Raw genomic sequence first — 24,318 nt, forward strand, 5'->3', positions numbered from 1 at the left:
GCAACCGGGCGCTGTCCAAAGTTCCCATCATTACTATAAAGGACGTCCATAGATACGTCCATCCGCATGGCAGTTTTACTTGGCCATGTTCGTCTGACCTGACGGCGGCGTGTCGAGGTGCACAACATGCTTTCCACGAGCCGCCGATGCAATGGCGCCGATGACCATGAGTGCTGCGGAAATATAAAACGCCATGGCCAAGCCTGTATGAAATGGATCGGAAATCAGACTCGGGAAGAACTGTTTGCCCGTGAGCAGAGTAGCCTGGCTATGCGGCAAGACGTGCAGGATGTTCAGACCAGACGGGCCGAGCAAGGTCTGCAGAGGGTTGTAGCCAAGTAGCGCAGCAAACAAGGACGATGTCGGCGGCAGACTGGCGACTGCGTCCGCTGCACGCATCGGCACGCCGTGCGCCGAGAGTCCCGAAGCGAGTGCAGACGGCAACTGTGAAGACAAGCCGGCGATGACGATGGAGAAGAAGATGCCCATGCTCATCATCTGGCCGGCATTCATGAAGGTGGAACGCATACCCGAAGCCGCACCGCGATAACGAGCTGGCACGGAACTCATGATGGCCGCGCTGTTCGGCGACGAAAACAGCCCCATGCCGACGCCGACGATGAAGATGTACGTCCAGAACAGCCAGTGGTTAAAGTTCACAGGCAAGGTCGCAAGCAAGATGAAGCCAATCGCGCTGACGATTAGCCCCCCGGTCGCAAACGCCTTGGCGCCAAATCGGTCGGAGAGGTAGCCACTGATTGGCCCTGCCGCGAGAAAGCCGACGATTTGGGGGAGTGTGTACAAGCCGGCGATGAGCGGTGTGTTCTCATACGACACACCATGCAACGGCAGAAAGATACCTTGTAGCCAGATGATGAGCATGAAGCTGAGACCACCGCGTGCCAAGGCGCCCGCAAAGAGCGCGATATTGCCAAACGTAAAGGCCCGGATGCGGAACAAACCGAGATGAAAAAGTGGCTGCTTGACGCGCTGCTCGACGATGCCAAAGACCAACAACATGACGACGCCGACAGCCAGGCACGCGATGACAAACGGCGAACGCCACCCCATCGCGTGTCCCCCATAGGGCATGATGCCGTATGTGAGTCCAAGCATGATGCCGAGCACACCAAGGGCGAGGGTGAGATTGCCTGTAACGTCCAGGTGCTCACCCCGTTGCGGTGCAGTGACTTCGCGCAGGGCGACATACGCCCAAATCGTCCCCGCGATGCCGATCGGAACGTTGACCAAGAACACATACCGCCAGTTCCCGGTGGAAGCGAGGAACCCCCCGACCACCAGGCCCACGACACTGCCTGCCACGGACGCAATCTGATTCAGTCCGAGCGCCAAGCCTCGCTGATTGGCCGGAAACGCGTCGGTCAAAATGGCGGCGCTGTTCGAGAACAAAAACGCACCGCCAATCCCTTGGATGACGCGGAACACAATCAGCTCGATTTCCCCCGCCATGCCCTTGCTCCACGTCAGGGCACAGAGTATGGAACCTATGGTGAAGACCAGGAATCCTAGGTTGTACAGCCGAACGCGGCCAAACATATCCGACAGGCGACCAAACGTCACCAGGAGGACCGTCGTGGCGACATTAAAGCCGAGCAGCACCCACAGCAACAGTCCAGTTTGCCCGCCCTGCAATGGATTGACCGAAAGACCGGAGAAAATCACCGGCAAAGCAATGATTAAAATCGTGCCGTTAATGGAAGCCATCAACACGCCAAGCGTCGTGTTCGAAAGCGCGATCCACTTGTACATATCGCGCGATCGCGCTGCATCTACTTGTTGCAATGTAGCATTCCTCCCGCTGATTCAAAGCTCATCGGCCTGTTGCCGATGTTTCGCGAGCTTCTCCTGAATTCGCATCAGGCGATCGCGATAGCGTTGCCGCATGGCCTCCAGTCGTTCCACTTTTTCGTCAATATGCGTGACGACCGTCTCCAACAGTTGAATGGAATGCTCCAAGATGTCCATACGGACCTCCGGCTCGACACCAGCCTCCAGTTGTAGGCGATATCCTTGCAACACGTCTTCCACGTCCATCACTTCGCGAATTTCTTGCAAGGTATAGCCCAACACGTCACGCAAACGCAGGATTTGTTCCAACCGATTGATGGTGTCCTCGTCATACACGCGATGGCCCCCTGGTGTGCGCTGCACCGGTGGGATCAAACCAACTTCCTCGTAATAATGCAATGTCCGCGTCGTGATCCCCAGTCTTTGCGCAACCGCCTCCACCGACCAATCCTTTCCCATTGCCGTCCTCCCTTCCGAACCATCTCACCCCATCGATGCTATACCTCCACAAACCAAACGTCAACGTAAGGATTTGATTTATGCAAAATAAAAGGCGGGAGCCTATGCCCCGCCTCGTTCATCCATTTTCGATACATCCGCGCGATCGCGCTGGGTTACGCGCCGTTGCCACTGGCAGCGGCGTTCGCCTGTGCAGAACCGTTAGCCAAGGCCACATGATTCGTCTGTACACTGCCATTACTCGTGTTTGGCGGCAAACCTGCTCCCGTGCCGACGACGTTGCTTCCTAATGCACCACCGGCACCTTTCCCATGACCAGGCCCTCCATTGTTCAAGTGGCCCGGCGGCGCTGGTGGCGAAGGCGGCGCAACAGGCGTTGGTGCCGTCGTGTTCACCGTGTTATTGGAGACCGTATTCGTGCCTCCGCCACCCGCGGTATTCGTTCCGTTGTTCGGGAATATCGCGTTTCCTGGCGTATTGTTCGCCGTCCCGTTTCCCGTGAGTGGACCCGTCGTGTTGCCTGGCCCGACGCCATTCGTCGCGTTGCCCGGCCCAACGGATGACCCCGCGCCCGTCGCCACAGAGACGGACACCGGTTGTCCAACATCTTGCCCCGTCTGCTGACTGGTCGCCTGCACGGTGTAGACGTACGATTCACCAGGCTGCACTGAGCTGTCCGTCAGGCTGGTGGACGTTGTCTGGGCAACCGGCACCGTCTCGTCAGATCCGCTCGTCGATACGCGCGTAATCACATAGGTCACAGGCGAGGAAAAGCTGCCGGACCAGTTCAGCGAGACCGTGTTGTTCGCCGCGTTATACGTCGCATGCAGGCCCGAAATGCTGTTGGTCGGCGTCGGATTCTTTGCTGGCGCCGTCGTTCCGACGTAATTGACGCCTGCTGCGGTGCCCGTGATGTACGGATACGGACCTTCCGGGAACTGCTGTGCCTGCTCATTCTGCAACGCCAGGGCGATAATATCATGAAAAATTTGCGCTGCATTGGCAGACGGATCGACCGGCGACATGGTCATGTGGTACTCGTCGTTGGATTCGTCGTAACCGATGTGGATACTGCCAACCAAAGTCGGCGTATACCCATCAAACCAGCCGTCCCGAACCCAGTTGGGGTGGGATCCGACAAGCCCGCTGTCATACTGCACCGTCCCCGTCTTACCAGCCACGCCCCAGCCTGGTAGTTTGGCCGACTGACCTGTACCAAAATCGACGACATCCTGCATCAACCGGGTCATATCAGAGGCGGTTTGCGCACTCATAACCTGATTTTGCTGCGGACCTTCGTGATAAATGATGCCTCCCTGCGCATTGACAATTCGATTGATCAAATACGGCTGCGAGTGAATGCCGTTGTTATCGAATGCGGTGTACGCCCCCGCCATCTCCATGGGTGTCACGCCATTGACGAGACCGCCGATGGCAATGCCTAAGTGCTCATAGTCCTTGCTCGTCAAGGGGATGCCATCCGCCTTTGCCATATTTGCACCCGTGCTAATGCCTATCTGTTGCAAAAGCCATACAGATGCGACGTTCTGCGACCACTCCAGTCCATATTGCAGCGTCACTCGCGTCGGGCCGCCAACCTCCCAGTTTTGCGGCTCGTACCCACCCCCGAAGTCCTGGGGTTGGTTGTCTAAAATCGACGTGTACGTCCAATTTCCCGTCTGCAGGGCAGGCGCATAATCCATGATAGGCTTAATGGACGATCCCGGTGAACTCGCCTGGTAAACGCGATCAAGCCCAAGCGGTACATACCCTTGCTTACGGGAACCCGCTGCACCTAAGATGCCACCCGTCTTCGGATCGACAAACACGGCTGCGCCTTCAACGACGGTGCCCGTCGTCGCGCCAGGAAAATCAGAGTCATACTTACCGCTCCAGAACACTTCGTTAATTGCGTTCTGCACGGCAGGATCAATCGTTGTATAAATCTTGAGCCCACCCTGCATCACTTCGCTGGGCGGGATACCATGGCGATTGAGATAGTCGAGCAAGAAGTTCGTCAGAAGCGGATCGCTGCTCCAGCCATCGCCTGGGAACGAGTGAAACGATACCCCGAGCGGCTGCTTGGCCGCCGCCTCTGCCTGCGCCTCCGTGATGTAACCGTAGTGCACCATGTTCTGCAGAACTTGGTTGCGCCGTTCCAGAGCGGCCTTTGGATGCTGCAGCGGATCGTATGCACTCGGAGCTTGAGGCAGGCCGGCAAGCAAGGCGGCATCGGCCAGCGTCAACTTGTCAGGCTCCTTCTTTAAGTCGATGCCGAAGTAGCGCAACGCCGCTTGTTCAATGCCAATGCTACTTTCTCCGAGCGGAATGCGATTCAGGTACATCGCCAAGATTTCCTGCTTCGTAAAGTTGCGCTCGATCTGCAAACCGAGTGCAATCTGCTTGAACTTGCGCGAAAACGTCTTTTGATCCGTCAAGTACGTGATTTTTGCCAACTGCTCAGGAATCGTGCTGGCCCCCTGGGCCAGGCTTCCCGAAGAGAGATCGACGAACAACGAACGAAAAATGGAACGGATGTCGATCCCGGAGTTCGTCCAAAACGTGTGATCCTCCGTCGCAACAATCGCGTCCTGTACGTTCTTCGGTATCTGGTTGTACGTCAAATCGGTGTTTGGCGAGCCAAGCGACATCAGCCGGCTGCCATCCTCCGCATACACAACGGAAGGCTGGTGCACTTCCTCCAAAACACCTGGTTGAAACGGGGTCATCCGCACCGCCAAATAAAAACCGGCGCCCACCAAAACAATGAGCAGGATGACAGACGCCGTGACAATCGAGATCCATCGACGGACCAACGACGACACCTCCAATGGTTCTGTGTCCAATCTGCGTCCCGACAGTTCTCAATCTGTATGCCAAAAGATGACGTTTCTTGCCTGTTTCCGTGCCTGAGCAGACTGCAAACGTGCGTGGGTTACAGCCGTTTTAGACGCCAGGTCAGCTTGGGCTTGGCAATGGCCGCACTTGTTCGGACAGGGACGCTAAGTTGTTGATATCCTATCGTGACATTCAACGTGCCAATCAACGCATTTGCAGGGATGGCGTCAGGCATCGTGCGGCTCTTAAACGACTGCGAGACAGGCATGCCTCCCCAGCCAATGGCTTGTGCAGATTGCGCTGCCGTGAGAGAAACCGGCTGCGCCCAGGCCGCATTGAGCGTACCTACCTGCGCACCTGCTTGCAAGAGGTTGACGGGTCGCAGAGCCTTTTTCGCATCTTGGGCAATGCGAACACTTGCCGACAAAGCCTCATCCAACTCCTGCGCACCTTTTTGCCCAAGCACCGCCCCGACAATTAACACGTTTTGATTCGCCACCGTCTTTTGTGCGGCAAAGACAAAGCAGCCCCCTGCCTCGAGCGTACTGCCTGTCTTGCCACCAATGATGGTACCGTGGCCCACCTGCGAATCGACGTTGTAGACAAGCCCTGCCACTGGCAGCACCGCCTGCGGCTCGCTGACAATCTGACGAAACACCGGATTTTCCATTGCCTTTGCAAATAACTTCATCTGATCCTCGGCATCGCTCTGGCTCGCCGGCGAATAGCCTGTCGGATCCGCGTAGTGGGTATTTTTCATAGCCATCTTCGCGGCCGTCTCGTTCATCTCTTTGACGAACGCGGCCTGTGAACCGTCACACCATTTGGCAAGCATCGAACCCATGTTGTTGCCCGATGGCAACATCAGGCCTTCCAACGCCTGGTATTCGCTCAATTGCTCGCCCGCAGCCACCTTCACCACAGACTCTCCTAAAGCGTTGTCCTGTGTGTAGGTCTTCACGTCAGCCGGCGTCACCGTGATTGAAGGACCTTGCTGGCCGAGTTGCAAAGGATGCTTCTGCAATACGAGGTAGGCCGTCATCACCTTGGTTACACTGGCGATGGGCACAGGCGCCTGCACGCCTGAGGTGCCAAAACTGCCGATCCCAACCGCTTCGAGTGCGGCTTGTCCCTGCGTCGGCCACTGGATGTTCGGCGCGGGACCAGCGACTTTGGCCGGAAGCGCCGCAAGAACGTCAGCGGACGGCTTGGGCACGGGTCTCACCAACTGTACGATCGGGACGGCGATGATAATCAGGACGATCACGACGGTTATCACAATTCCGCGGATACTACGCACAAACATCCTCCTAATACGAAATCACGCGATATACTCGCTTCACGACATGGCGTGCTCAACCTGCTGGCTCAGTAGCCGGCGATACCGTACATACATGGCGATTCGCCAAGGCACAAGCATGCCAAACGCCAAACAGAAAAACAGTGAGCCTGTCTGATACACATCCACATAGTTCTCGACAACGCTATGGAGCGCGATACGCACCACCAAAAGCCCCAACAAGATATAAATAAACGCGCGCGAGCGCTTCAAATAGATACCGTCCTCCCCCACATAAAAGTGGGACGTTGCAATCAGCGGATAGCTGAACAAGCAGCCTGCACAGATCGCCGCCAACGCATAGAGAACCGGTTCGCGCGTGAACGGAAACACGTACATCAAAAATCCTGTGCTCATCGCCACTGGCGGAATGAGAATCTTGCGAGCGTTGGTGGGCCGTTTCCCGGCACGCAGACGCACGAAAATTACCGTCAGAGCAAAAACCACCGCAACGGCGGTCCCAATGAGCGTCGTGGCCTGGTTGTGATTCACACTCTCCCCCTCGCCTTCTTGGAATCGCTGCAATCTCGTCGCAGCCAACTCAGAATAGAAACTACGAGAGAGTATACCATCAATTTCTCAACACGTTCTTGAACGCTGTTCTACAAAACTTCGACAAATGCCTGGAAATTCGGTGGAATACAGTGGCCGTCTGCCAACCCCGGACACAGTTTGCAAAATTTATTTTGGTTGCTAAACTACGTGGCAGAGTGTCAAATTTCACGACGACTAACGGAGGTCGACATCGTGTCTCAACGGTATGCACATCTGCTCTTGCGCTACCGCTACTTGATGATTGCCGTCTGGCTCGTGGCCGTTGCAGCGGCTCACGTCTGTCTGCCACAATTGAACAGCGTCGTGGCGCATCGCAACACCGAATTCCTGCCTAACTCAACGAGCGTCGTCGTCGCCAGCAATTGGCTGAAGCAGGTCAACCCCAAGGCAAGCGTCGGTAGCAGTGCCGTCGTGGCCATCTATAACCCAAAGGGTCTGACCCGCCAAGACAAGTCGTGGTTTGCCAACGAGTTGCGGCAAATCGCAAAGGACAAGACGAAGTATGGCGTGAAATCGGTTAGCGGCGCGTTCAACGCGAGCGCCACCATCCAGAAACAATATATAAGTGGAGATGGCACGGCCGAGATCGCAAGCATCGGCTTTCCCGATTCAGACGTCGCCAAGACAACAAACGCTGCGCTTGCCCGCGTCGAACATGCGTTTGGGCAAAAGCCTGCCGACGCACGCATCTTGTTTACCGGCGACACCCCCATTGAAAATGACAACATCAACATTTCCATGAACGGAGCATCAAAAACCGCAGGTGTGACGGTGGCACTCGTGCTCATCATCCTCCTTGTGGTATTCCGATCCGTCGTCGCCCCCTTCCTTACCCTGCTATCCATTGGCCTGTCCTATCTCCTGACGACCAATGTCGTCGCGGCGTTGGCCAACGTCGGCTTGCCAGTGTCGACCTTCACGGACACGTTCCTGATTGCCATCATCTTTGGTGCCGGGACGGACTACAGCATCATCGTCATGAACCGCTTCCGCGAAGAATCGAGCCGCGGCTTGGCCCCCGTGGATGCCCTTGCGGCCGCCTTCCGGGGCATTGGCAAAACAGTCGTGTTTAGTGCACTCACCGTCTTCATGTCGTTTGCCACGCTTTACTTCGCCCGTTTTGGGCTATTCAAATCAGGCGTCGGCGTCGCCGTCGGGATCGCGATCACGCTGGCGGCATGTCTGACGTTCCTGCCGGCCTTGATGCTGTGCCTAGGGAGATTTGTTTTCTGGCCGCGCAAATCGATCACGGCAGCCAGCCACAAGCCGTCCCGCGTATGGAGTGCCACAGGTCGCCTCTCGCTGCGTCACCCGTGGTGGACACTCGCCGCTGTCTCCGTCGTCCTGGCGCCTATAGCAATGACGTTCACCGACCAAAGAACGTTCGATCCAACCTCAGACATTCCGAACGCCCCATCCGTCGTGGGCTTCAAGATTGTCTCCAAGGCGTTTGGCGCAGGTAAGGTGCTACCCATGGATATTGTCGTGCACACGCGAGACAACCTACGTTCGCCACAAGGCCTTGCGACAATTGAAAACATTTCGTCCTCCGTCGCCAAACTGCCATTTGTTTCGGAAGTCGACAGCGCCACGCGGCCTCTCGGCAAGGTGATCCCACAGTTTCAACTCGCCGGCCAGAATCATCTTGCGGCGGATGGACTGGGCCAGGTCCAGGTCGGATTACAAAGCATCGCGTCTAGCGTGGGCAGCCAAAGCGCAAACCAGGCGGTAAGCGCGACGAATCGACTGGCGGACAGTGCCGGAAGGCTCGCGACTGGCGAAAACCAGCTGCACGGTGGTCTCCAACAAGCGGCAACCGCGAGCCGTCAGGTCGCTACAGGGGCACAACGGTTGGCAAACGGTGCTGGATCGCTGGCAACCGGCAGCCAAACACTGGCCAAGGCAGCAACGCAGGTAGCGGCCGGCAGCCAACAGGTCACAACCGGGATCGCACAAAGCGCCAGCGCGGCGAAGCAACTGGCCAGTGGCAGTGCCAAGTTGCAGCAAGGGCTCAACCAACAAGCACAGGTAACCAGCGAACTGGCCAATGCCATCGCCAATTGGGCAAAGACGCACGCAAACGTCGCTGCGGATCCGTCATGGCAGCAAATCGAAGGTCTTGCCCAAGCCGCAACCGCAGGGAGTCAGGCGGCGAGTGCGGCTTCGGCCAAGCTTGCAGGCGGATCGAACCAGCTTGCCTTAGGCCTTGCCCAACTGTCGGCAGGCGCGAGCCATGTGGAAAAAGGCGCACAAGCCATCGCTTCAGGCGGTCAACGCTTGGCTGCCGCAAGTGGCCAATTGGCAACAGGTGCAGGCCAATTGGCAGCAGGAACAACCAGCCTTGCAACAGGTCTGGGGAAACTGAGCGGAGCGAGCATTCAACTGCACAGCGGGTTGACACAATGGGCCGCCGGCGCACAAAAGTTGGCGTCAGGCATGCACGGGGCAGGACAAGGTGAAAATCAGTTGCACGATGCGCTGATCAAACTGGCAAATGGCGTCGGTAGCGTCAGGGGCGCCCTGAACCAGTCGAGCCGTGCCACGCAGACGGGTGATCCAGGTTTCTTCGTACCTGCATCCGCCATTCGGTCCAATCCAGACTTGCAGCAGGCGATGAACAACTACATCTCGGCAAACGGCCATACCGCTGACATTCGCGTGACTTTGAAAACTGATCCATACTCGATGACCGCAATTCAACAAATGCCACGGCTCGAGGCGCAGGCACAGGCTGCATTCGCCGCAAGCCCGATAAACACTGGGGAACTTGGCTACACAGGCACAACTCCGACCCAGGCGGCACTCAATCAGTTGTCGGGCAGCGACTTCACGCGCATGATGGCGATGATTCTCGCAGCCATCTTCATCTTGCTCGTCCTGATGCTGCGCTCGGTTCTGGCGCCGTTGTACGTCATCATCTCATTGACAGGAACCTATTACGTGACGATGGCCATCCTGCAGTACACAGCCGTTCACATCATGGGTAAAACAGGGATCAGTTGGACGGTCCCATTCTTTGCATTGTTGTTACTCATTGCACTTGGTGTGGATTATTCGATCTTCCTCATGTCGAGATTCGACGAGGAACTGCGCAACCATCCGGAACAAAATATCCGCAGCGCAATGTTGCGTGCGATGCAACAGATGGGCAATGTCGTCTTTTCAGCGGCGGCAATCATGGCTGGAACGTTCGGATCGATGTCGGTCTCAGGTGTGACGACGCTGGTTGAAATTGGGCTGTCGGTCATCATTGGGCTCGCCATGTACGCGCTGATGGTTCTGGCCTTTTTTGTGCCGGCGGCAACCGCAATTGTAGGAAAGGCTCACTTCTGGCCATTCATGAAGACGAGTCAAAAAGAACGCGAACTCCTTGCACGGATCGCAGATGTCGCGGATGAGACGTAAAGCAGGTATGGCGGTCGCTTCTCTTCGCGACATGCCTGACACCCGTCAGGTCGAGAGCAAGATCCAAGCGCCGCCGACTCCGCATACTTTTTTCCTTCCGCACCCACTCTAGGGGTGGTGAAACTTCTGTCCTGCCATAGGAGGCGATCTTGATGCCCACGAACTCAACAACTGCGCAACCGGGGCATGCCCCATCGTTCCCAACGTCGTTCCCACCCCAGCACCAAAATCAGCAACCTGGTCTTGAATCCGAGATGAACCCACGCCCGTTTTTCGACGATGCGAACTACCGTGGCAGCCAAAAGCTGCAGGACAAAGTCGCCATCGTCACCGGCGGCGACAGCGGTATCGGCAGAGCGGTCGCGATCGCGTTTGCCAAGGAAGGCGCCGATGTCGCGATCGTGTACTACAACGAGCACGAAGATGCAGAGGAGACGTCCACCTGCATCAGCCAATATGGCCGCAAGGCGATTACCCTGCCCATTGACGTAGCCAATGCAGATCTGTGTAAACAGGTAGTGGCTCAGGTGATTCAGAGATTTGGGAAGCTTGATATTCTGGTGAATAACGCCGCTGAACAGCATCCGCAAAACAGTATCTTGGACATCACGCCCGACCAACTACAGCGGACATTCTCCACAAACGTGTTTGGATATTTCTATATGATTCAAGCGGCTCTTCCACATCTGCAGCAGGGATCGTGCATCATCAACACGACATCGATCACGGCTTATGCTGGCAACGAAACGCTGATCGACTATTCGGCAACAAAAGGGGCGATTGTCACCTTAACGAGGTCTTTGGCAAAGTCTCTCGCCAAACAGGGGATTCGCGTCAATGCGGTAGCACCAGGTCCCATTTGGACGCCACTGATTCCGTCGACCTTTGAAGCCAATCAGGTCGCGCAATTTGGAAGTGACACGCCCTTGGGTCGAGCCGGGCAGCCTGCGGAACTGGCGCCAGCCTACGTGTATCTGGCAAGTCATGATTCCTCGTATATGAGCGGGCAGGTACTACATGTAAACGGCGGCGAGATCGTCAACGGATGAACCCCTGACGCTCGCCGCTTGTAAGCTGTGCATTACGATTGTGGTACGAGCGTCACCGTGCCGTTGGCTGGGATGACGCCGGTAAGAAGCGTGGCGGGCGCCAATCCGTTGCTGACGGCTGGCGTCTGCGCAGCGATTTGAATCGTATAGACACCGCCCGACGGTTGCGCGGAGGATGCCACGACAAAGTCGCCGCTGTGCAGGGTCACAAGGACTTTGCTCAAATTGCCCACCTGGTAGACAGGAATGGACGTCGCTGTCCCCGCCGGGTTATTCACCTCGACCCGATACACGTTCGTGAACTTCACATACTGCGAATCGACCCATCCGTAATTCACAATATGATACCAAGGCATCACATAAGGACCTGCCATGCCTTGTTCAATCTGATCGATCCGCACCGTCGTGCCAGCGGGAATCAAATTGGCGTTGGATTGGTTGGGCTGGATGTAGGTCGTCCACATCGCGTAGCTCCAGATGCCGTCCGGATTTGCCATGTGCATGACCTGCGACTCAAACTTCTTGACAGCCGCTTCGGTAAGGGGGCCGTACTGGCCGTCGGTCTGCAGTCCGGCTCCAATCGTCTGATTCAGGTACTTCTGCACTTCAGCAACCGGCTCACCTGAGCTGCCATTTTGCAAAGGACCAAAGAACTGTTGATTCATACCCACAGCCATCGTCGGGAAATACGGCACCCCAGAGTTTTGGTAGTAGCTGTCCGATTGAATGACGCCAGTCGCACCGTTCATGTAAAAGACGGGTTCCGTACTGCTTTTTGGCGTGGGGGCCACGTTTTGTGGCGAGTATTGCTGATATGCGCTCACACTCGATCCGACCGAACTTGCGAACTGCGTCATGAGGCTGCCGATGCCAGAAGCCCATTGTTTGTCTGTCGCATAGTTGACATTCATCCCGGTGAGCGTCGGTGAAACGTACTCGCTGCCACCCGGATTGAGGTAGTTATTACGGACCTCCCACGCTTCAAAGCGAATGGCGTAGTCGTCGCTCGGGAACACGCCCGCGTCAGTGCCAGGATTCGAATCGTACGCACCGTATCCAAATAGGTTGTTCTTTGCCAGCGCAATTTGACTCTGACCCCAGTAACTTTCGAGAATTGCATGGGAGACGAGATAGTTGGCATCTACGCCATATGTGTTCTGAGCATCCATAAACGAGGCACCCAGACCATTGAGTGGCGAATCGTTGGCAAGTAAGTAGGAATTGATACTTGAGATATTGATGTTGGAAGGGGCCGGGAAACGAAGATCGACATTGGTAAATGACAGATTGCCACCCGTCGAACCGCTCGTGCCACCCCCGGTCGTATTTCCGGTGCTGTTGCCCGTCATATTTCCGGTGCTGTTGCCCGTCATATTTCCGGTGCTGTTGCCCGTCATATTTCCGGTGCTGTTGCCCGTCATATTTCCGGTGCTGTTGCCCGTCATATTTCCGGTGCTGTTACCCGTCATATTTCCGGTGCTGTTGCCCGTCGAGTTGCCCCCGGGGTCGGAGGTCGTCACCACAGCTGGCGAGGTTTTCATCGTCCACGCCGTTCCCTGCCAGACCGAGCCGACGCCAGTACGTTTTAAAGCATTCATGACGTACCAGATAGGCATGAACGTCGTCATGTTCCCGGAAGCCGGATCTGGATGGACAACCGCGATCACATTGGCCACCACGGTGCCATTGATGGCGATTGCCGTGCTGCCTTTACCGTACTGAATATGCGAGTAATCGACTGCCGCGTTCGTGGACGGCGCGATGATATTCCAAACGCCATTCGCCCATACGCTCGTATAGCCGGCCTGTTTCAGAGCCTGCATCACGTACCAAATGGGCATGTAGGTTGTTCCGTTGTATGTAAATCCAATCGGTGAAGAAACGAGATTGCCATTGAAAGAAATGCGTTTGGTCTGCACATCACTGACCACGCGGCTGTTGGCTGAGGTGACAACAGGCGGCACCTCATAAGCCGCGACAGCCTTTGCAATGGCTCCCCAGGTCAACGGTCCGACGACGCCGTCCACCTGTAGTTGATTCGCATTTTGAAAAGCCTTCACCTGCGCCTCGGTAGTCGCATCAAATGTCCCGGTCGCTTGGCCGACCGTAAACCCAAGCGCATTGAGATCATTTTGCAGAACCGTGACGGACGGCCCTTGCGTCCCATACTGGAGCATCGGGTAGGATTGCCAAGACGATCCGAGTCCAAGCGTCCCGGCTGTATCCGTGCTTGCCGTATTCACTGCGGCATGGTTTGTGGCGGTCTGCGCCCACGCGGTGGGCGACTGAGACAGCGCAACCCAAGCAGGCAACGCGAGCACCGCAAGTAGGCGACCTGATTTCACAACGAGGACCTCCCTTTCAATTTCGTCATGAAGCGGTTGTCGAATTGATGTTGATCCGCTGTACTTGTGGGCCCTGCGTACTCGCCGACAATTGAATCTCACCGAGCACCACGGTTCCCGAAAGTTGCGGCAACATGAGATTCCATGTAACGGTTAGCCCAGAAGAGGGGATCTGAACCCAAAGCGTGTGGCCCTTCGGCCACTGAAGATTGCGTGTGTCAAGTGCAAACGTATTTGTCCACTTACTCTGCCCGGAAATCTCATAGGTGACGTTGCCAAATGTAGTGATGTAACCGAATCCTGTGCCCGTTGGCGGGGTTGGCACCACCAATACATACTGGTTGCCCTGCTTGACGACACGCAGGGAGTCAAAGAATTGGTAGGTCTGCTCCACGGCGCTTTGTATGGATGCATCCGACGAAAAAAACGGCTGACCGCCGCGGCTGTCTCCTGTGAACGATGCGACAGCCTCGTCCGCGATGGGATAACAAATCTGCCACGTGTTCTTGGCCGTTTCGACAAAACCCTGAAGGGTATTGTGGAGATTCGACACCAAGGTCGCCAATTCCTGCGGCGTAAGGAAATTTGTCGATTGCCAGGAAGCCGGCATCAATCCAACAGCCGACGCCCACGCTGCCGGCGCACCCCCTGGTTGATAAGCCGCATCGCTTGCATTCATGCCGTAAGCATGCCACAGGATTTGAACTGCCGTCGCCGGCGTCAGCGGCGCAAAGACACCTGCCGCGCTCGCCGAGATCGGCTGGTATATCCCTTTTTCCATGCTGGCATGCACATAGCCCCAGGCCGGCGAATTCGTCGACAAATCGGTATACGAACTGCTCCCTGATGTATCTGGGGAGACGCCAAACGCTTGGTCGACCGCGACGAGCAGGCTCCATACACCCACTTGATCTGCGGGCAAAGCTGTTGGCAGCGCACTCGTATCGAGCGACAGCGTCGTGCCGTCCCAGGTTGCGCCGATGCCTAAGCGGGCCAACAATTGCTCGATATTCGCCACTGGGAAGAACATCGCCTGTTTGCCGGAAGCTGGATCTGCCGCCGCGACACCTTGTAAACGCTGGACGACCGTCCCGTTGATGGCGATCGCGACATTACCTGCACTCTCCGTATCCGGGCTCGTGTCGACGGGAATGGAAACGGGCACCGTGACATTCCAGACACCCTGCTTCCACGTGCTGACAAAGCCCATCTGCTGCAGAGCGCTCATCACGTACCACAGCGGCATGTAGACCATACCGTTTTGCGAGAACGTGTACGGTTTCGCCAGCGTGGACTGCCCATTCAACACGATGGCCCGCTGCTCCATGATCGAGGACTTGTGTATGACAGACGCCTGCGTCACTGGCACCACGGCGCTTCCCGCAATGACTGCGAGCATCGCAGTTCCCAACACCCATGTCTTACGATCCGCCATGAATACCCACCCCCGCAATGAAACTCGCTGTCGTGTCATACGCAATGCGTTCACTGCCCTGTGATCGCTCCGAAGTCAACAGGAGTTTTGAACCGTCGTAGTATGCATGCGAGGCTTCGCCTGTTCCATAGCCGTCAGCGCTCAACTGGGCAAGCGAACTATCGTACACTGCCTGATGCTCGACATCGATGCCTGTCAACTCCACCTCAACGCCAAGCCCGAGCCGCGACGCGGTCTCGGTGGCATTGGTCATGCGGGCGAGATCGGCCTGTTGCCCCTGCTCGACGAAGTTCGGCTGAATCCACGCTGCCGTAAAGCCGAGTGATTGCCACTGCCAGACGCCGCCAGCACCATAGTACGGGATCCAGAACAAAGGTAGATTGTTCGCTTTGGCTAGAGCGGAAGCAAATTGGATATATGGAGCTTCACCGGGCATCGTTTGGCGATACTGTTCCTCGTTCCAGTAGAACCCGACCAGTTTCAAATTTTTGAAATCCGCTTTCTTCCAATCGTCGAGCAATTGGTGGACATACCAGGTCTCTGCCTGTTCGCGACCCGCCAATCCATTTGGATCGCCAGAGCCGCCATCAAATTGCACGTCTTTCCCGTCGACGGCTCCGAAGTCGATCAGCCCATATGCAAAATACGGCAACGAAAGCACGACTTTTTCCTGATATCCCGGGCGGTGCAACGCCTGATTGACGACAGCAACCGCCTGGTTCAAGGCGCTCAATTGCTTCCCAGGGGCAAATAAATCCTGAAGATAGGCGGACAAGCCTTGCTCTGTGTCCTGTACTGAGCCATAGGGCAGAAAGAGCATCGTGTCGAACAGAGGTTTGGTCATCTGTCCGCGCTCCGTTACATAAGCGAGCATAGGTTCGAAGTCCTGGACGGACCACGTGCCTTGACTGCCATTGGCCCCCGTTTGTACGAGCAACATATTGCGAATACCGGCGGCATTGGGTGCCGATGGCAGCAACGGACCGGGCGCCTTGATGGATGCTGCCACCACTTTCGGCAAGGTGCTAGCCGCCAGACCGCGCTCTGTTCGTGAACCTTGTACGTCAAAACCATTGACGAACACCCAAACGTCAACGGGAATGACGAGCCGCACCGCCGACGCCTCGATCCCAGCCGCACTCGACCAGGCAAACGTCTGTGTCATCACACGCTGATCGCTTTGCGGTATTGCAGAAGGGCGCTGCCCTGCCGTGTACCATTGACCGTTTTGGTCAAACTGAAACTCGACATCACTGGGGAAATAGATACCAAGCGAAAAGTTTTGCAAGGCCTGAATGTGAATGGACTTCACGTCGACTGGAGACGTAAACGTCAACGTGATGGTGCGACTCCCCTGATGGCTGAAGCCTCGCCACCCAGACATCTGTGTCACATCGCTTTGATACGATGTTTCCTCCCGTGCGAACGTAGCATCCGGTATACCGCTCACCGCAATGGATAGGGCACCCTGCGATGTCAGATCCGTCATGGCGCTGCTGACATTTGCGCCCTCCGATCCCGCCGCCCCTGTCGCACTGCCTGTCCCCGCAGCTGCGGCCAAGGCGATGCGCGGCGGATCGAGCGAGGCGGCCGCTAGTGCGCAAAGAGCCATCGCGGTCGCCGCCCACATTTTTCGCTTACTGAACAACCATGACACCTTCCTCATCACGACGAACTTGCCGATCCCGCTTCGACAACGAACGACAATCTAGTCAACGATACCTTTCGAAAGTCAAGTCCAATTTCTAAGGGCATTGTGCTAAATTTGCACCACGTCAGCATGGGATTTCCAATCTATCAAAAATTCATTGACAAAGTCATAGTCTCGTCCATATAATGTGTATAAGGTCTTTGTAATCTTCATATACTTTGAGCGTGGACACGAAGATCCTAAGCCGGTAAAGTGGGCACATAGGCTTAGGGGAGTGAATTGTGCAACCGGCCACCCGATACTACATCTGGGTGGTTTTTGTGTTGTCCGCGTTACTCGTTGCACGCCTTCGTATCTAGACATCCATGAACGTTCAAGCAACGGGTGGCCAAACTGGGGTCAAAGGGTTAGACAGAAGAAGGGAGACTATAAAAGTCTCCGCGAACAATGAGTACACAAAACCAACCGAATCAGGGATGGATACTCGCAGAGAGGTCCATCCCTGATGTCGTTTATGCCCCATTGACCCTTTGTATGCGTTTGTATACAATGATCTCGCAAATCGAATACATTTGTATACAGAGGAGTGTGTTGGCATGCAACACGTTGACAGGGAAACACACGACCATCACGGTTCACACGGCAGGCACCACAAACCTGGCAGAGCCCCGCACGATCACCCGAAACACGGGATCGGCCCACAAACGTTTCGCCGCGGGCGAGCACTGGCCTTTCTGGAAACGCTCAATGTGCGGCGCGCAACCCTGATCCGGCAATTGGAACAACCTGAACTCACATCCATTCATCCCGTGATCGCGGGCGAACTCAAGGCAGTTGACATGATGCGCGACGAGTTCATGGCTATGTTTGACCTCCGAGACACACAGGAAGACACAGACAACTACGAAGCGCCACAAACCAAGCACACCACTCCACCCAACACAGAACAACCCATCGAACCAAGCGACCAAACTGAATCTGACGCATGAAGCAGCGAGAAGCGGGAGCATGACCTACGCGCGGCAAGACTCGCATGGTTGCTCCCGCCTATCGCCGCCGCTTTTGTGAACTGGGGATACCCATCTGCTCACGGTATTTCGCCACAGTCCGACGTGACAAGGCAACGCCCTGTTTCGCCAAGCGCAACACGATCTCGGCGTCGGAGAGCGGATTGCGCGCATCTTCTAGAGCGATCAGCGAACGCATGAGATGCTGTACCGCTTCTGCAGAGAAGTCAGATGCGGCAAGTTGCGCCGGGAAGAACGCATCCATCGCCCACACCCCGAATGGCGTCTTCATGCTCTTGTTGCGGATCGCTCGACTGACGGTGGACTCGTGCATCTCCAATTCCTGAGCCACCTCGCGCAGCGTGAGCGGACGCATGTGTCCCGGCCCATGTCTTAAGAAGTTAAGCTGCCGCGCGACAATCACTTCAGCCACCCGTAGCATGGTCATACGGCGTGTTTCAATGGCCTTAGCCATGCGCTCGATAGCGCGTAAACGCGCGGCTAAGAACGCCCGTACCTCCGTCCCGCCGGATATCCAAAGTGCGCGGTATGACGGTGAGACCCACAAGCGTGGTTCGGCACTTTCATGCACGCGCACCATGAACGCGTCTCCGGCCTGTTCAACGACGACGTCCGGAGGAACAAGCGACAACGGCTCTTTGCACCATGCCGCACCCGGGCGCGGCGTGAGACGGCGAAACTGTGCAAGTACTTCATAGATTTCATCCAACGAAACGTGACAGTTTCGCGCAACCAATCGCAGTTTCCCCTGCCCCAAATCGTTCAGATGATCGATCACCTTACGCGCCAATGTGCGGTAAGGGGGTTCGATTTTGTCCAGTTGCAGAATCAGGCACTCCTCCAGATTCCGCGCACCAACCCCTGAAGGTTCACAGTCTTGCAGAGCAGATAAGGCCTCCTCCACCTCCCGCACAGGGACGCCAAGCCGAACAGCCACGACGTCCAACGAATCTGTACAATAGCCGCGCTCATCTAGGCTGCACGCCAGTTGTTGCGCAACTCGCAAGGTGCGTGACGGAAGCGGCATCACCCGCAACTGCGCACAAAGCTCATCGGCAAGGGTCCGCTGTGCCGGATATTGATAGACGGCATCGAAGCTCCATGGCGCCGTGGCACCTTGTCTGGGGAACTCGCCAGAAGCCACCGCCCATGGCCACTCCCATTCCAGGCAAGGGTTGTCTTGCGCCATGTGCTCCAACATGTCTGCCAGTTCAGACGACGAGGATTGCAAAACAGCCAGTGCCTGCCGCATCTCTGCAGTCATGACAAGCCGCTGCGTCTGCTGCATTTCCCCGCAAAATGCCATATCCATGGCAATCACTCCGTCATGGTTTGTTGCTTCATGGGAACCTGAATCCGCCGCCGATAGAATAGATAGTAACTGAGCAAAACGATGACGATAATGGGCACGCCCGCATAAATCGCCATCCGCTGTCCCGGAATAAAGATCAGGCTGACAGCAATGGCCAAATTCAATACAACGCCGGCAATCGGCAAAATCGGGTACAGCGGCGTGCGATACGCCAAAGCCCGCACGTCTCCACCATCGCGCACATACTTACGGCGAAATCCAATTTGTGAAGCGCAAATGATGGCCCAGGAAAGCACCGCAATTAGACCGATTCCAGAGACAATCCACAAGTACAGCGTATTGGGTGAAACTTGATAAAGCCACAGTGACAACGTACCAATGACAAGGGTGGCCAGCACCGACCAAACAGGTACCTGAGCCTTGCTCAATCGCGTCAAAAAGCGAGGTGCCATGCCGTCGAGCGCCATCGACCAGAGAAGCCGGGAGGACGCGTAGGTCCATGATGATCCCGCGGACAGTGCAGATGTAATAACGATCATATCCATGATCAGCCGAGCATATGGAATTCCCGCAACTTGGAATATAGTCGCAAATGGACTGTCATTCAAGCCGGCCTTTTGCCAAGGAATAATACCCACCAAGACAATCATCGAAATGACGTAGAACAACAATGTGCGAACGCTGGTACTACGTACCGCGCGCGGGACGGATCGCGCCGGATCCTTACTTTCCCCAGCGGCAATACCAATCAATTCTGTGCCACTGTATGCGAAACTGACAGGCACCAATGCCATGAAGACGGCGCCAACACCATGTGGGAACAGGCCACCTTGGCCGGTGTAATTGTGAAGGCCAATGGGATGATGGCCGGTCAACCCAAAAATCGCAAGCACACCAGCAATACAGGCGGCGACGATGCCAAATACCTTGATGCTTGCGAACCAAAATTCCGACTCGCCATAGACGCCTACCCGCGTGACGTTCAACGCCAAATAAATGGCTGCAAAGAGCGCGTACCACACCCACAAAGGCACACCAGGAAGGTATTGGTGGATGATAATGGTCGCGGCAATCCATTCGCCGCCAATGGTGAACGCCCCATTCAGCCAATACAGCCAGGCACTCAAATAGCCAACGGACGGACTGATGAATTCCTGAGCATATGTCTTGAACGATCCCGCCACAGGCATGGCGGTTGCCAACTCGCCCAAACACATCATGACGATGGAAACGATGATACCTCCAATTACGTACGCAAGCACAGCACCACCCGGCCCAGCTTGATTGACCGTGTATCCCGAGCTCAAAAAGAGCCCGGTGCCGATCACTCCACCAATCGAGATCATGAACATGTGGCGCGCCTGCATGCCCCGCCGAAGTTGCGACTCTTTCTCCATAATCTGATCCAGTTGTTGCATAATCGCCCTCCCCCACAATTGATAGCGCTTTCAAAAGAACATACAATACATCCACCTTGTGATGATTATGAATTAGCAAGATTCATGCCAAGCACATGTTATCGCGAGTCGTCGTGAAGCATCGACGCGATCGACGTTTCGCCGCCCCTAGCTGGATGCGCCAAATCGGAGCAGAAAAGAAGCCTGACTGACCGACAAGCCGGGCAACCAAGGTGCAAACGGGCTTTTCAGGTGCCAGGAGTGTTTGCACCCAGGGTGTTGTTTAGCTCATTGCATAAGCATGCAACCTATGTTCGATATGCTGCCGGATCGACGTTCAGCTCACGCAACCAATACTGCAAATTCTGTCGGCTGAGCCCCAATTCCCTTGCTGTGGCCGAAACATTTCCTTGATGTCGGGACAGCACATCAACCAATACTTGCCGCTGCGCTTCTTGTACCCGTTCCCGCCACGTCCCGCAACCGGCTCCGGATGGCTCGGCATTCGTGTCCACAGAACCAACCACAGCCGCCTGCACATCCGCCGCATCCGCATCAAGTTGATCTCCGGCTCGCGCGTGGTCACGCGCCTGCACACGATCCCGTATGTTCTCGGCCGCCGCGCCATGCGCCGCTCCTTGCATGGCTCGCTCCAACTTGCGCCGCAGATGAAGCGGTACATGCTGCAAACCCAGTTCCCGCTCATCTTGCACCAAGTTCATCGCACCCTCAATGATGTGTTCCAGCTCGCGGACGTTGCCCGGCCAATCGTAGGCCAGAAAGGCCTGCAACAACGTCGGCTCAATCTGCTCCACAGACAGGCCAAAGCGGCGATTCAGGCGCTCTCTGAACATGGCGACAAGTTGCGGAATATCCTCTTTGCGATCCCGCAGCGGCGGCACCAAGAGGGCTACGACACTCAATCGATAGTACAGGTCTTCGCGTAGGCGCCCTGCCGCTATGGCGTGCAGCGGATCTTCGTTAATGGTCGCCAGTACGCGAACATCAATCGGCCTGTCTTTGAGTTCACCCACGCGCCGCACCGCACGCTCCTGCAACACGCGCAGCAGCTTCGCCTGCAGCGGCGGACTCAATGAATTCAACTCGTCCAACAGCAGCGTACCACCGTCCGCCTGTTCGAGCAGTCCCGGCCTATCCACGGCTCCCGTGAAGGCGCCCCGCGCCGTGCCAAAGAGTAGCCCTTCCATGAGCGCCTCTGGAATCGCAGCGCAATTTTGCGAGACGAAAGGCCCGTGCTGACGACCACTCGCCGCATGCACACTTTGCGCGAACAATTCCTTACCCGTTCCCGTCTCCCCAATGATCAAAATCGACGAATCCGTGCGTGCGGCTCGCATCGCCTGATCGATCACGTCGCGCAGCACGGGGCTATCGCCGACAATCGAGGCGAATGTGTAGCGAACCCCCGAATGTGCAAGCAAGTTGTTTTGCAGCCGTTCTACGGGCGTCACGTCGCGCGCGATTTCAACAGCGCCAACGACCTGACCATCGACGAGAATCGGATACGTGCGATTGATGGTCGTGATGGCCTTGCCGCTCTGGTTGAAATACGTCTGCTTGACATTTTCGCGCGATTTGCGCAAGCGCACCGCTTGCAAAAGCGTGCTGCCCGCCGCATCCGGGAACGTGAACACATCTTCGACCCGTTTGCCGATGACATCCTCAGGCCGCATGCCTTCAATGTCAGCCATTCGTTTGTTGTAGTAGACCGTCGTACCGTTCGCGTCGATCACGTGAACGCCCTCGTCCAATCCCTGCAGCAGGGCCTCAAGTAGTCGAACGCGATGCACCTCTTGCACTGAACGTCCCACCTATTCTTCACCGTGCTTTGCCAATGGCTGGCCACCCACATGCGGCCATGCGATGCCTCGCCCATCGGCAAGATGCATCAATATGCAGAGAAGTCAAGCATCCATGCTCTCATGTCTCATGGACAAACTGCAAATACAGTTTGCACGCCCAAACCGTATTGCGCAAGTAGGTTTTTCAAGGTGCCATAGATCCATCCTGAGACGGTTGGCACGATTCTTGCTTATTACTTCAGGCAGGCAGATGTTTTCACACCCGCCTTCTGACAACACGAAGGAGGACACGGCATGATTCCTTACCGTCCTGAACCGTTGACCGATTTTTCGGTATCCCAGAACCGCGAATCGTTTGCGATCGCGCTCGCACACGTGCAAGCACAAGTCGGCAAGACGTATCCCTTGATCATCGGCGGTGAAACGGTCGATACCGGACGCTATCTCGAATCTTATAATCCATCCGCCAAAACGGAACTGATCGGCCGCGTGGCAAAAGCCGGCAAACCGGAAATTGAGCAGGCGCTTTGCGCCGCACAACGCGCATTCGCATCCTGGTCGGAAACCCCTGTCGTCGATCGTGCCGCACTCTTATTTAAGACAGCTGCTATCCTGCGCCGGCGCAAACATGAATTTTCTGCATGGATGTTGCTGGAATCAGGTAAAAGCCGCGCGGAAGCCGATGCGGACACGGCGGAAGCCATTGATTTTCTCGAGTATTACGGACGTCAAATGTTGGATCTTTCGCAACGAGGCGATGCCGCACTCACGCCGTTCCCTGGCGAAGACAATCATATGGAGTACATTCCACTCGGCGTTGGTGCCATCATACCGCCGTGGAACTTCCCGCTGGCGATTGTCACAGGCATGACGGTGTCAGCCGTGGTCGCAGGCAATACCGTCCTGCTGAAACCCGCAAGCCAGACGCCCATCATCGCCTATAAGATGATGGAAGCGTTGATGGAAGCCGGACTGCCCGCTGGCGTGGTCAACTTTGTTCCGGGAGACCCGGAGGAAATCGGCGATTTCATGGTCGAACATCCGGATATTCGTTTTATTTCGTTCACCGGATCGAAACACGTCGGTCTGCGTATGAATGAATTGGCCGCCAAGCGTATCCCCGGTCAACGCTGGATCAAGCGGTTTGTCGCAGAAATGGGTGGCAAAGACGCCATCGTCGTCGATGAAGGCTTCGACATCGATCTGGCTGCGCGCATCATCGTGCAATCCGCGTTTGGCTTTTCTGGGCAGAAATGTTCTGCCTGCTCGCGCGTCATTGCGCATGCCTCGCTGTACGATCCGCTCATCGAACGTGTCGCGGCGCTGACCCGCGAGCTCAAGGTGGGCGACGTGCGTGATGAGGCCCACTTCACAGGACCCGTGATCGACGAGAAAGCGTTTGCCAAGGTGACCAGCTACATCGACATCGGCAAACAGGAAGGCCGACTCGTCGCGGGCGGTGAGGCATCGCAAGAGCGTGGCTACTTTGTTCAACCGACCGTGTTCGCAGATGTGGCGCCAACGGCCCGTCTCATGCAGGAAGAAATTTTCGGGCCTGTTGTCGCATTCGCCAAAGCCTCCAGTTTTGAAGAGGCCATCGCCATGGCCAATCAGACGGAATTCGGGCTGACAGGGTCCGTCTTGACGCGCGATCGAGAACACATCGCCTATGCACGGCGCAAGTTCCATGTGGGCAACCTGTACTTTAACCGCAAGTGCACCGGTGCGGTGGTGGGCGTGCACCCGTTTGGCGGATTTCAGATGTCAGGTACCGACTCCAAAGCAGGCGGCCCTGATTATCTGTTGTTATTCACGCAACCGAAAGCGATCTCGGAATTGCTGTAAGAAGGCGATCGCGAAGCCGACCTCACTT

At 56.1% G+C, this 24,318-nt stretch carries 15 protein-coding genes and 1 riboswitch; of the genes, 4 read left to right on the forward strand and 11 right to left on the reverse strand.

Annotated elements, in window-relative coordinates:
- Positions 1-75: 75 nt before the first annotated feature.
- The 5 genes from C7445_RS04010 to C7445_RS04030 form a co-directional block, all read right to left on the reverse strand.
- The gene (locus C7445_RS04010; RefSeq protein WP_134158763.1) at positions 76-1,803 is read right to left on the reverse strand and encodes an MFS transporter; all 1,728 of its coding nucleotides are present in this window, start codon (positions 1,801-1,803) and stop codon (positions 76-78) included.
- 21 nt (positions 1,804-1,824) lie between these two features.
- Complete coding sequence (locus C7445_RS04015) at positions 1,825-2,268, reverse strand: helix-turn-helix domain-containing protein (RefSeq protein ID WP_134158764.1); 444 nt, start codon at positions 2,266-2,268, stop codon at positions 1,825-1,827.
- Positions 2,269-2,423: 155 nt separating this feature from the next.
- On the reverse strand, positions 2,424-5,093 hold the full coding sequence (locus C7445_RS04020; protein ID WP_243834954.1) for a transglycosylase domain-containing protein: 2,670 nt from the start codon (positions 5,091-5,093) through the stop codon (positions 2,424-2,426).
- A gap of 110 nt (positions 5,094-5,203) precedes the next feature.
- Positions 5,204-6,412 carry a D-alanyl-D-alanine carboxypeptidase family protein gene (locus tag C7445_RS04025; RefSeq protein WP_208320831.1) on the reverse strand — a complete coding sequence of 403 codons (1,209 nt, stop codon included), beginning with the start codon at positions 6,410-6,412 and terminating at the stop codon, positions 5,204-5,206.
- A gap of 33 nt (positions 6,413-6,445) precedes the next feature.
- On the reverse strand, positions 6,446-6,937 hold the full coding sequence (locus tag C7445_RS04030) for a CcdC family protein (RefSeq protein WP_134158767.1): 492 nt from the start codon (positions 6,935-6,937) through the stop codon (positions 6,446-6,448).
- A 255-nt stretch (positions 6,938-7,192) separates the two neighbouring features.
- On the opposite strand from C7445_RS04030, the gene C7445_RS04035 reads away from it, so the two are divergent.
- Positions 7,193-10,405 carry an MMPL family transporter gene (locus C7445_RS04035; protein WP_166668986.1) on the forward strand — a complete coding sequence of 1,071 codons (3,213 nt, stop codon included), beginning with the start codon at positions 7,193-7,195 and terminating at the stop codon, positions 10,403-10,405.
- Positions 10,406-10,557: 152 nt separating this feature from the next.
- Positions 10,558-11,454 (forward strand): SDR family oxidoreductase, encoded by an 897-nt coding sequence (locus C7445_RS04040; RefSeq protein ID WP_134158768.1) that lies wholly within the window; start codon positions 10,558-10,560, stop codon positions 11,452-11,454.
- 32 nt (positions 11,455-11,486) lie between these two features.
- On the opposite strand, the gene C7445_RS04045 is transcribed toward C7445_RS04040, so the two are convergent.
- From C7445_RS04045 to C7445_RS04055, 3 genes are read right to left on the reverse strand one after another with little or no spacing between them, the layout of a single operon-like run.
- Positions 11,487-13,799: a peptidoglycan-binding protein gene (locus C7445_RS04045; protein WP_134158769.1), complete on the reverse strand. Its 2,313-nt coding sequence runs from the start codon at positions 13,797-13,799 to the stop codon at positions 11,487-11,489.
- Between the two features lie 25 nt (positions 13,800-13,824).
- Positions 13,825-15,234 (reverse strand): hypothetical protein, encoded by a 1,410-nt coding sequence (locus tag C7445_RS04050; protein ID WP_134158770.1) that lies wholly within the window; start codon positions 15,232-15,234, stop codon positions 13,825-13,827.
- A complete protein-coding gene (locus C7445_RS04055) occupies positions 15,221-16,882 on the reverse strand; it encodes a DUF4855 domain-containing protein (protein WP_243834931.1) in 1,662 nt (553 codons plus the stop codon). The genes C7445_RS04050 and C7445_RS04055 overlap by 14 nt, the downstream gene beginning before the upstream one ends.
- A gap of 220 nt (positions 16,883-17,102) precedes the next feature.
- Positions 17,103-17,187: riboswitch (cyclic di-GMP riboswitch) on the forward strand.
- A gap of 294 nt (positions 17,188-17,481) precedes the next feature.
- On the opposite strand from C7445_RS04055, the gene C7445_RS04060 reads away from it, so the two are divergent.
- Positions 17,482-17,874: a hypothetical protein gene (locus C7445_RS04060; RefSeq protein WP_134158771.1), complete on the forward strand. Its 393-nt coding sequence runs from the start codon at positions 17,482-17,484 to the stop codon at positions 17,872-17,874.
- A 58-nt stretch (positions 17,875-17,932) separates the two neighbouring features.
- Here the strand turns inward: C7445_RS04060 and rpoN are convergent, their stop codons facing one another.
- The 3 genes from rpoN to C7445_RS04075 all read right to left on the reverse strand — a co-directional run bounded on the left by rpoN (position 17,933) and on the right by C7445_RS04075 (position 22,442).
- The gene (gene rpoN, locus C7445_RS04065; RefSeq protein WP_134158772.1) at positions 17,933-19,225 is read right to left on the reverse strand and encodes an RNA polymerase factor sigma-54; all 1,293 of its coding nucleotides are present in this window, start codon (positions 19,223-19,225) and stop codon (positions 17,933-17,935) included.
- Positions 19,226-19,230: 5 nt separating this feature from the next.
- The gene (locus C7445_RS04070; RefSeq protein ID WP_134158773.1) at positions 19,231-20,643 is read right to left on the reverse strand and encodes an amino acid permease; all 1,413 of its coding nucleotides are present in this window, start codon (positions 20,641-20,643) and stop codon (positions 19,231-19,233) included.
- Between the two features lie 287 nt (positions 20,644-20,930).
- Positions 20,931-22,442, reverse strand: a complete 1,512-nt coding sequence (locus C7445_RS04075; protein WP_243834932.1) for a sigma-54 interaction domain-containing protein — start codon at positions 22,440-22,442, stop codon at positions 20,931-20,933.
- 297 nt (positions 22,443-22,739) lie between these two features.
- Here C7445_RS04075 and pruA point away from each other — a divergent pair, with 297 nt between their 5' ends.
- The gene (gene pruA / locus C7445_RS04080; protein ID WP_134158774.1) at positions 22,740-24,290 is read left to right on the forward strand and encodes an L-glutamate gamma-semialdehyde dehydrogenase; all 1,551 of its coding nucleotides are present in this window, start codon (positions 22,740-22,742) and stop codon (positions 24,288-24,290) included.
- The last annotated feature ends 28 nt before the right edge of the window (positions 24,291-24,318 follow it).

Source organism: Alicyclobacillus sacchari, from assembly GCF_004366795.1.
Lineage (GTDB): Bacteria > Bacillota > Bacilli > Alicyclobacillales > Alicyclobacillaceae > Alicyclobacillus > Alicyclobacillus sacchari.

Excerpts from the sequence above, each read along its gene's own strand:
- C7445_RS04015 (WP_134158764.1), bottom strand. The coding sequence starts at position 2,268 with ATGGGAAAGGATTGGTCGGTGGAGGCGGTTGCGCAAAGACTGGGGATC.
- C7445_RS04025 (WP_208320831.1), bottom strand. The coding sequence starts at position 6,412 with ATGTTTGTGCGTAGTATCCGCGGAATTGTGATAACCGTCGTGATCGTC.
- C7445_RS04040 (WP_134158768.1), top strand. The coding sequence starts at position 10,558 with ATGCCCACGAACTCAACAACTGCGCAACCGGGGCATGCCCCATCGTTC.
- C7445_RS04050 (WP_134158770.1), bottom strand. The coding sequence starts at position 15,234 with ATGGCGGATCGTAAGACATGGGTGTTGGGAACTGCGATGCTCGCAGTC.
- C7445_RS04060 (WP_134158771.1), top strand. The coding sequence starts at position 17,482 with ATGCAACACGTTGACAGGGAAACACACGACCATCACGGTTCACACGGC.
- rpoN (WP_134158772.1), bottom strand. The coding sequence starts at position 19,225 with ATGGATATGGCATTTTGCGGGGAAATGCAGCAGACGCAGCGGCTTGTC.
- C7445_RS04070 (WP_134158773.1), bottom strand. The coding sequence starts at position 20,643 with ATGCAACAACTGGATCAGATTATGGAGAAAGAGTCGCAACTTCGGCGG.
- pruA (WP_134158774.1), top strand. The coding sequence starts at position 22,740 with ATGATTCCTTACCGTCCTGAACCGTTGACCGATTTTTCGGTATCCCAG.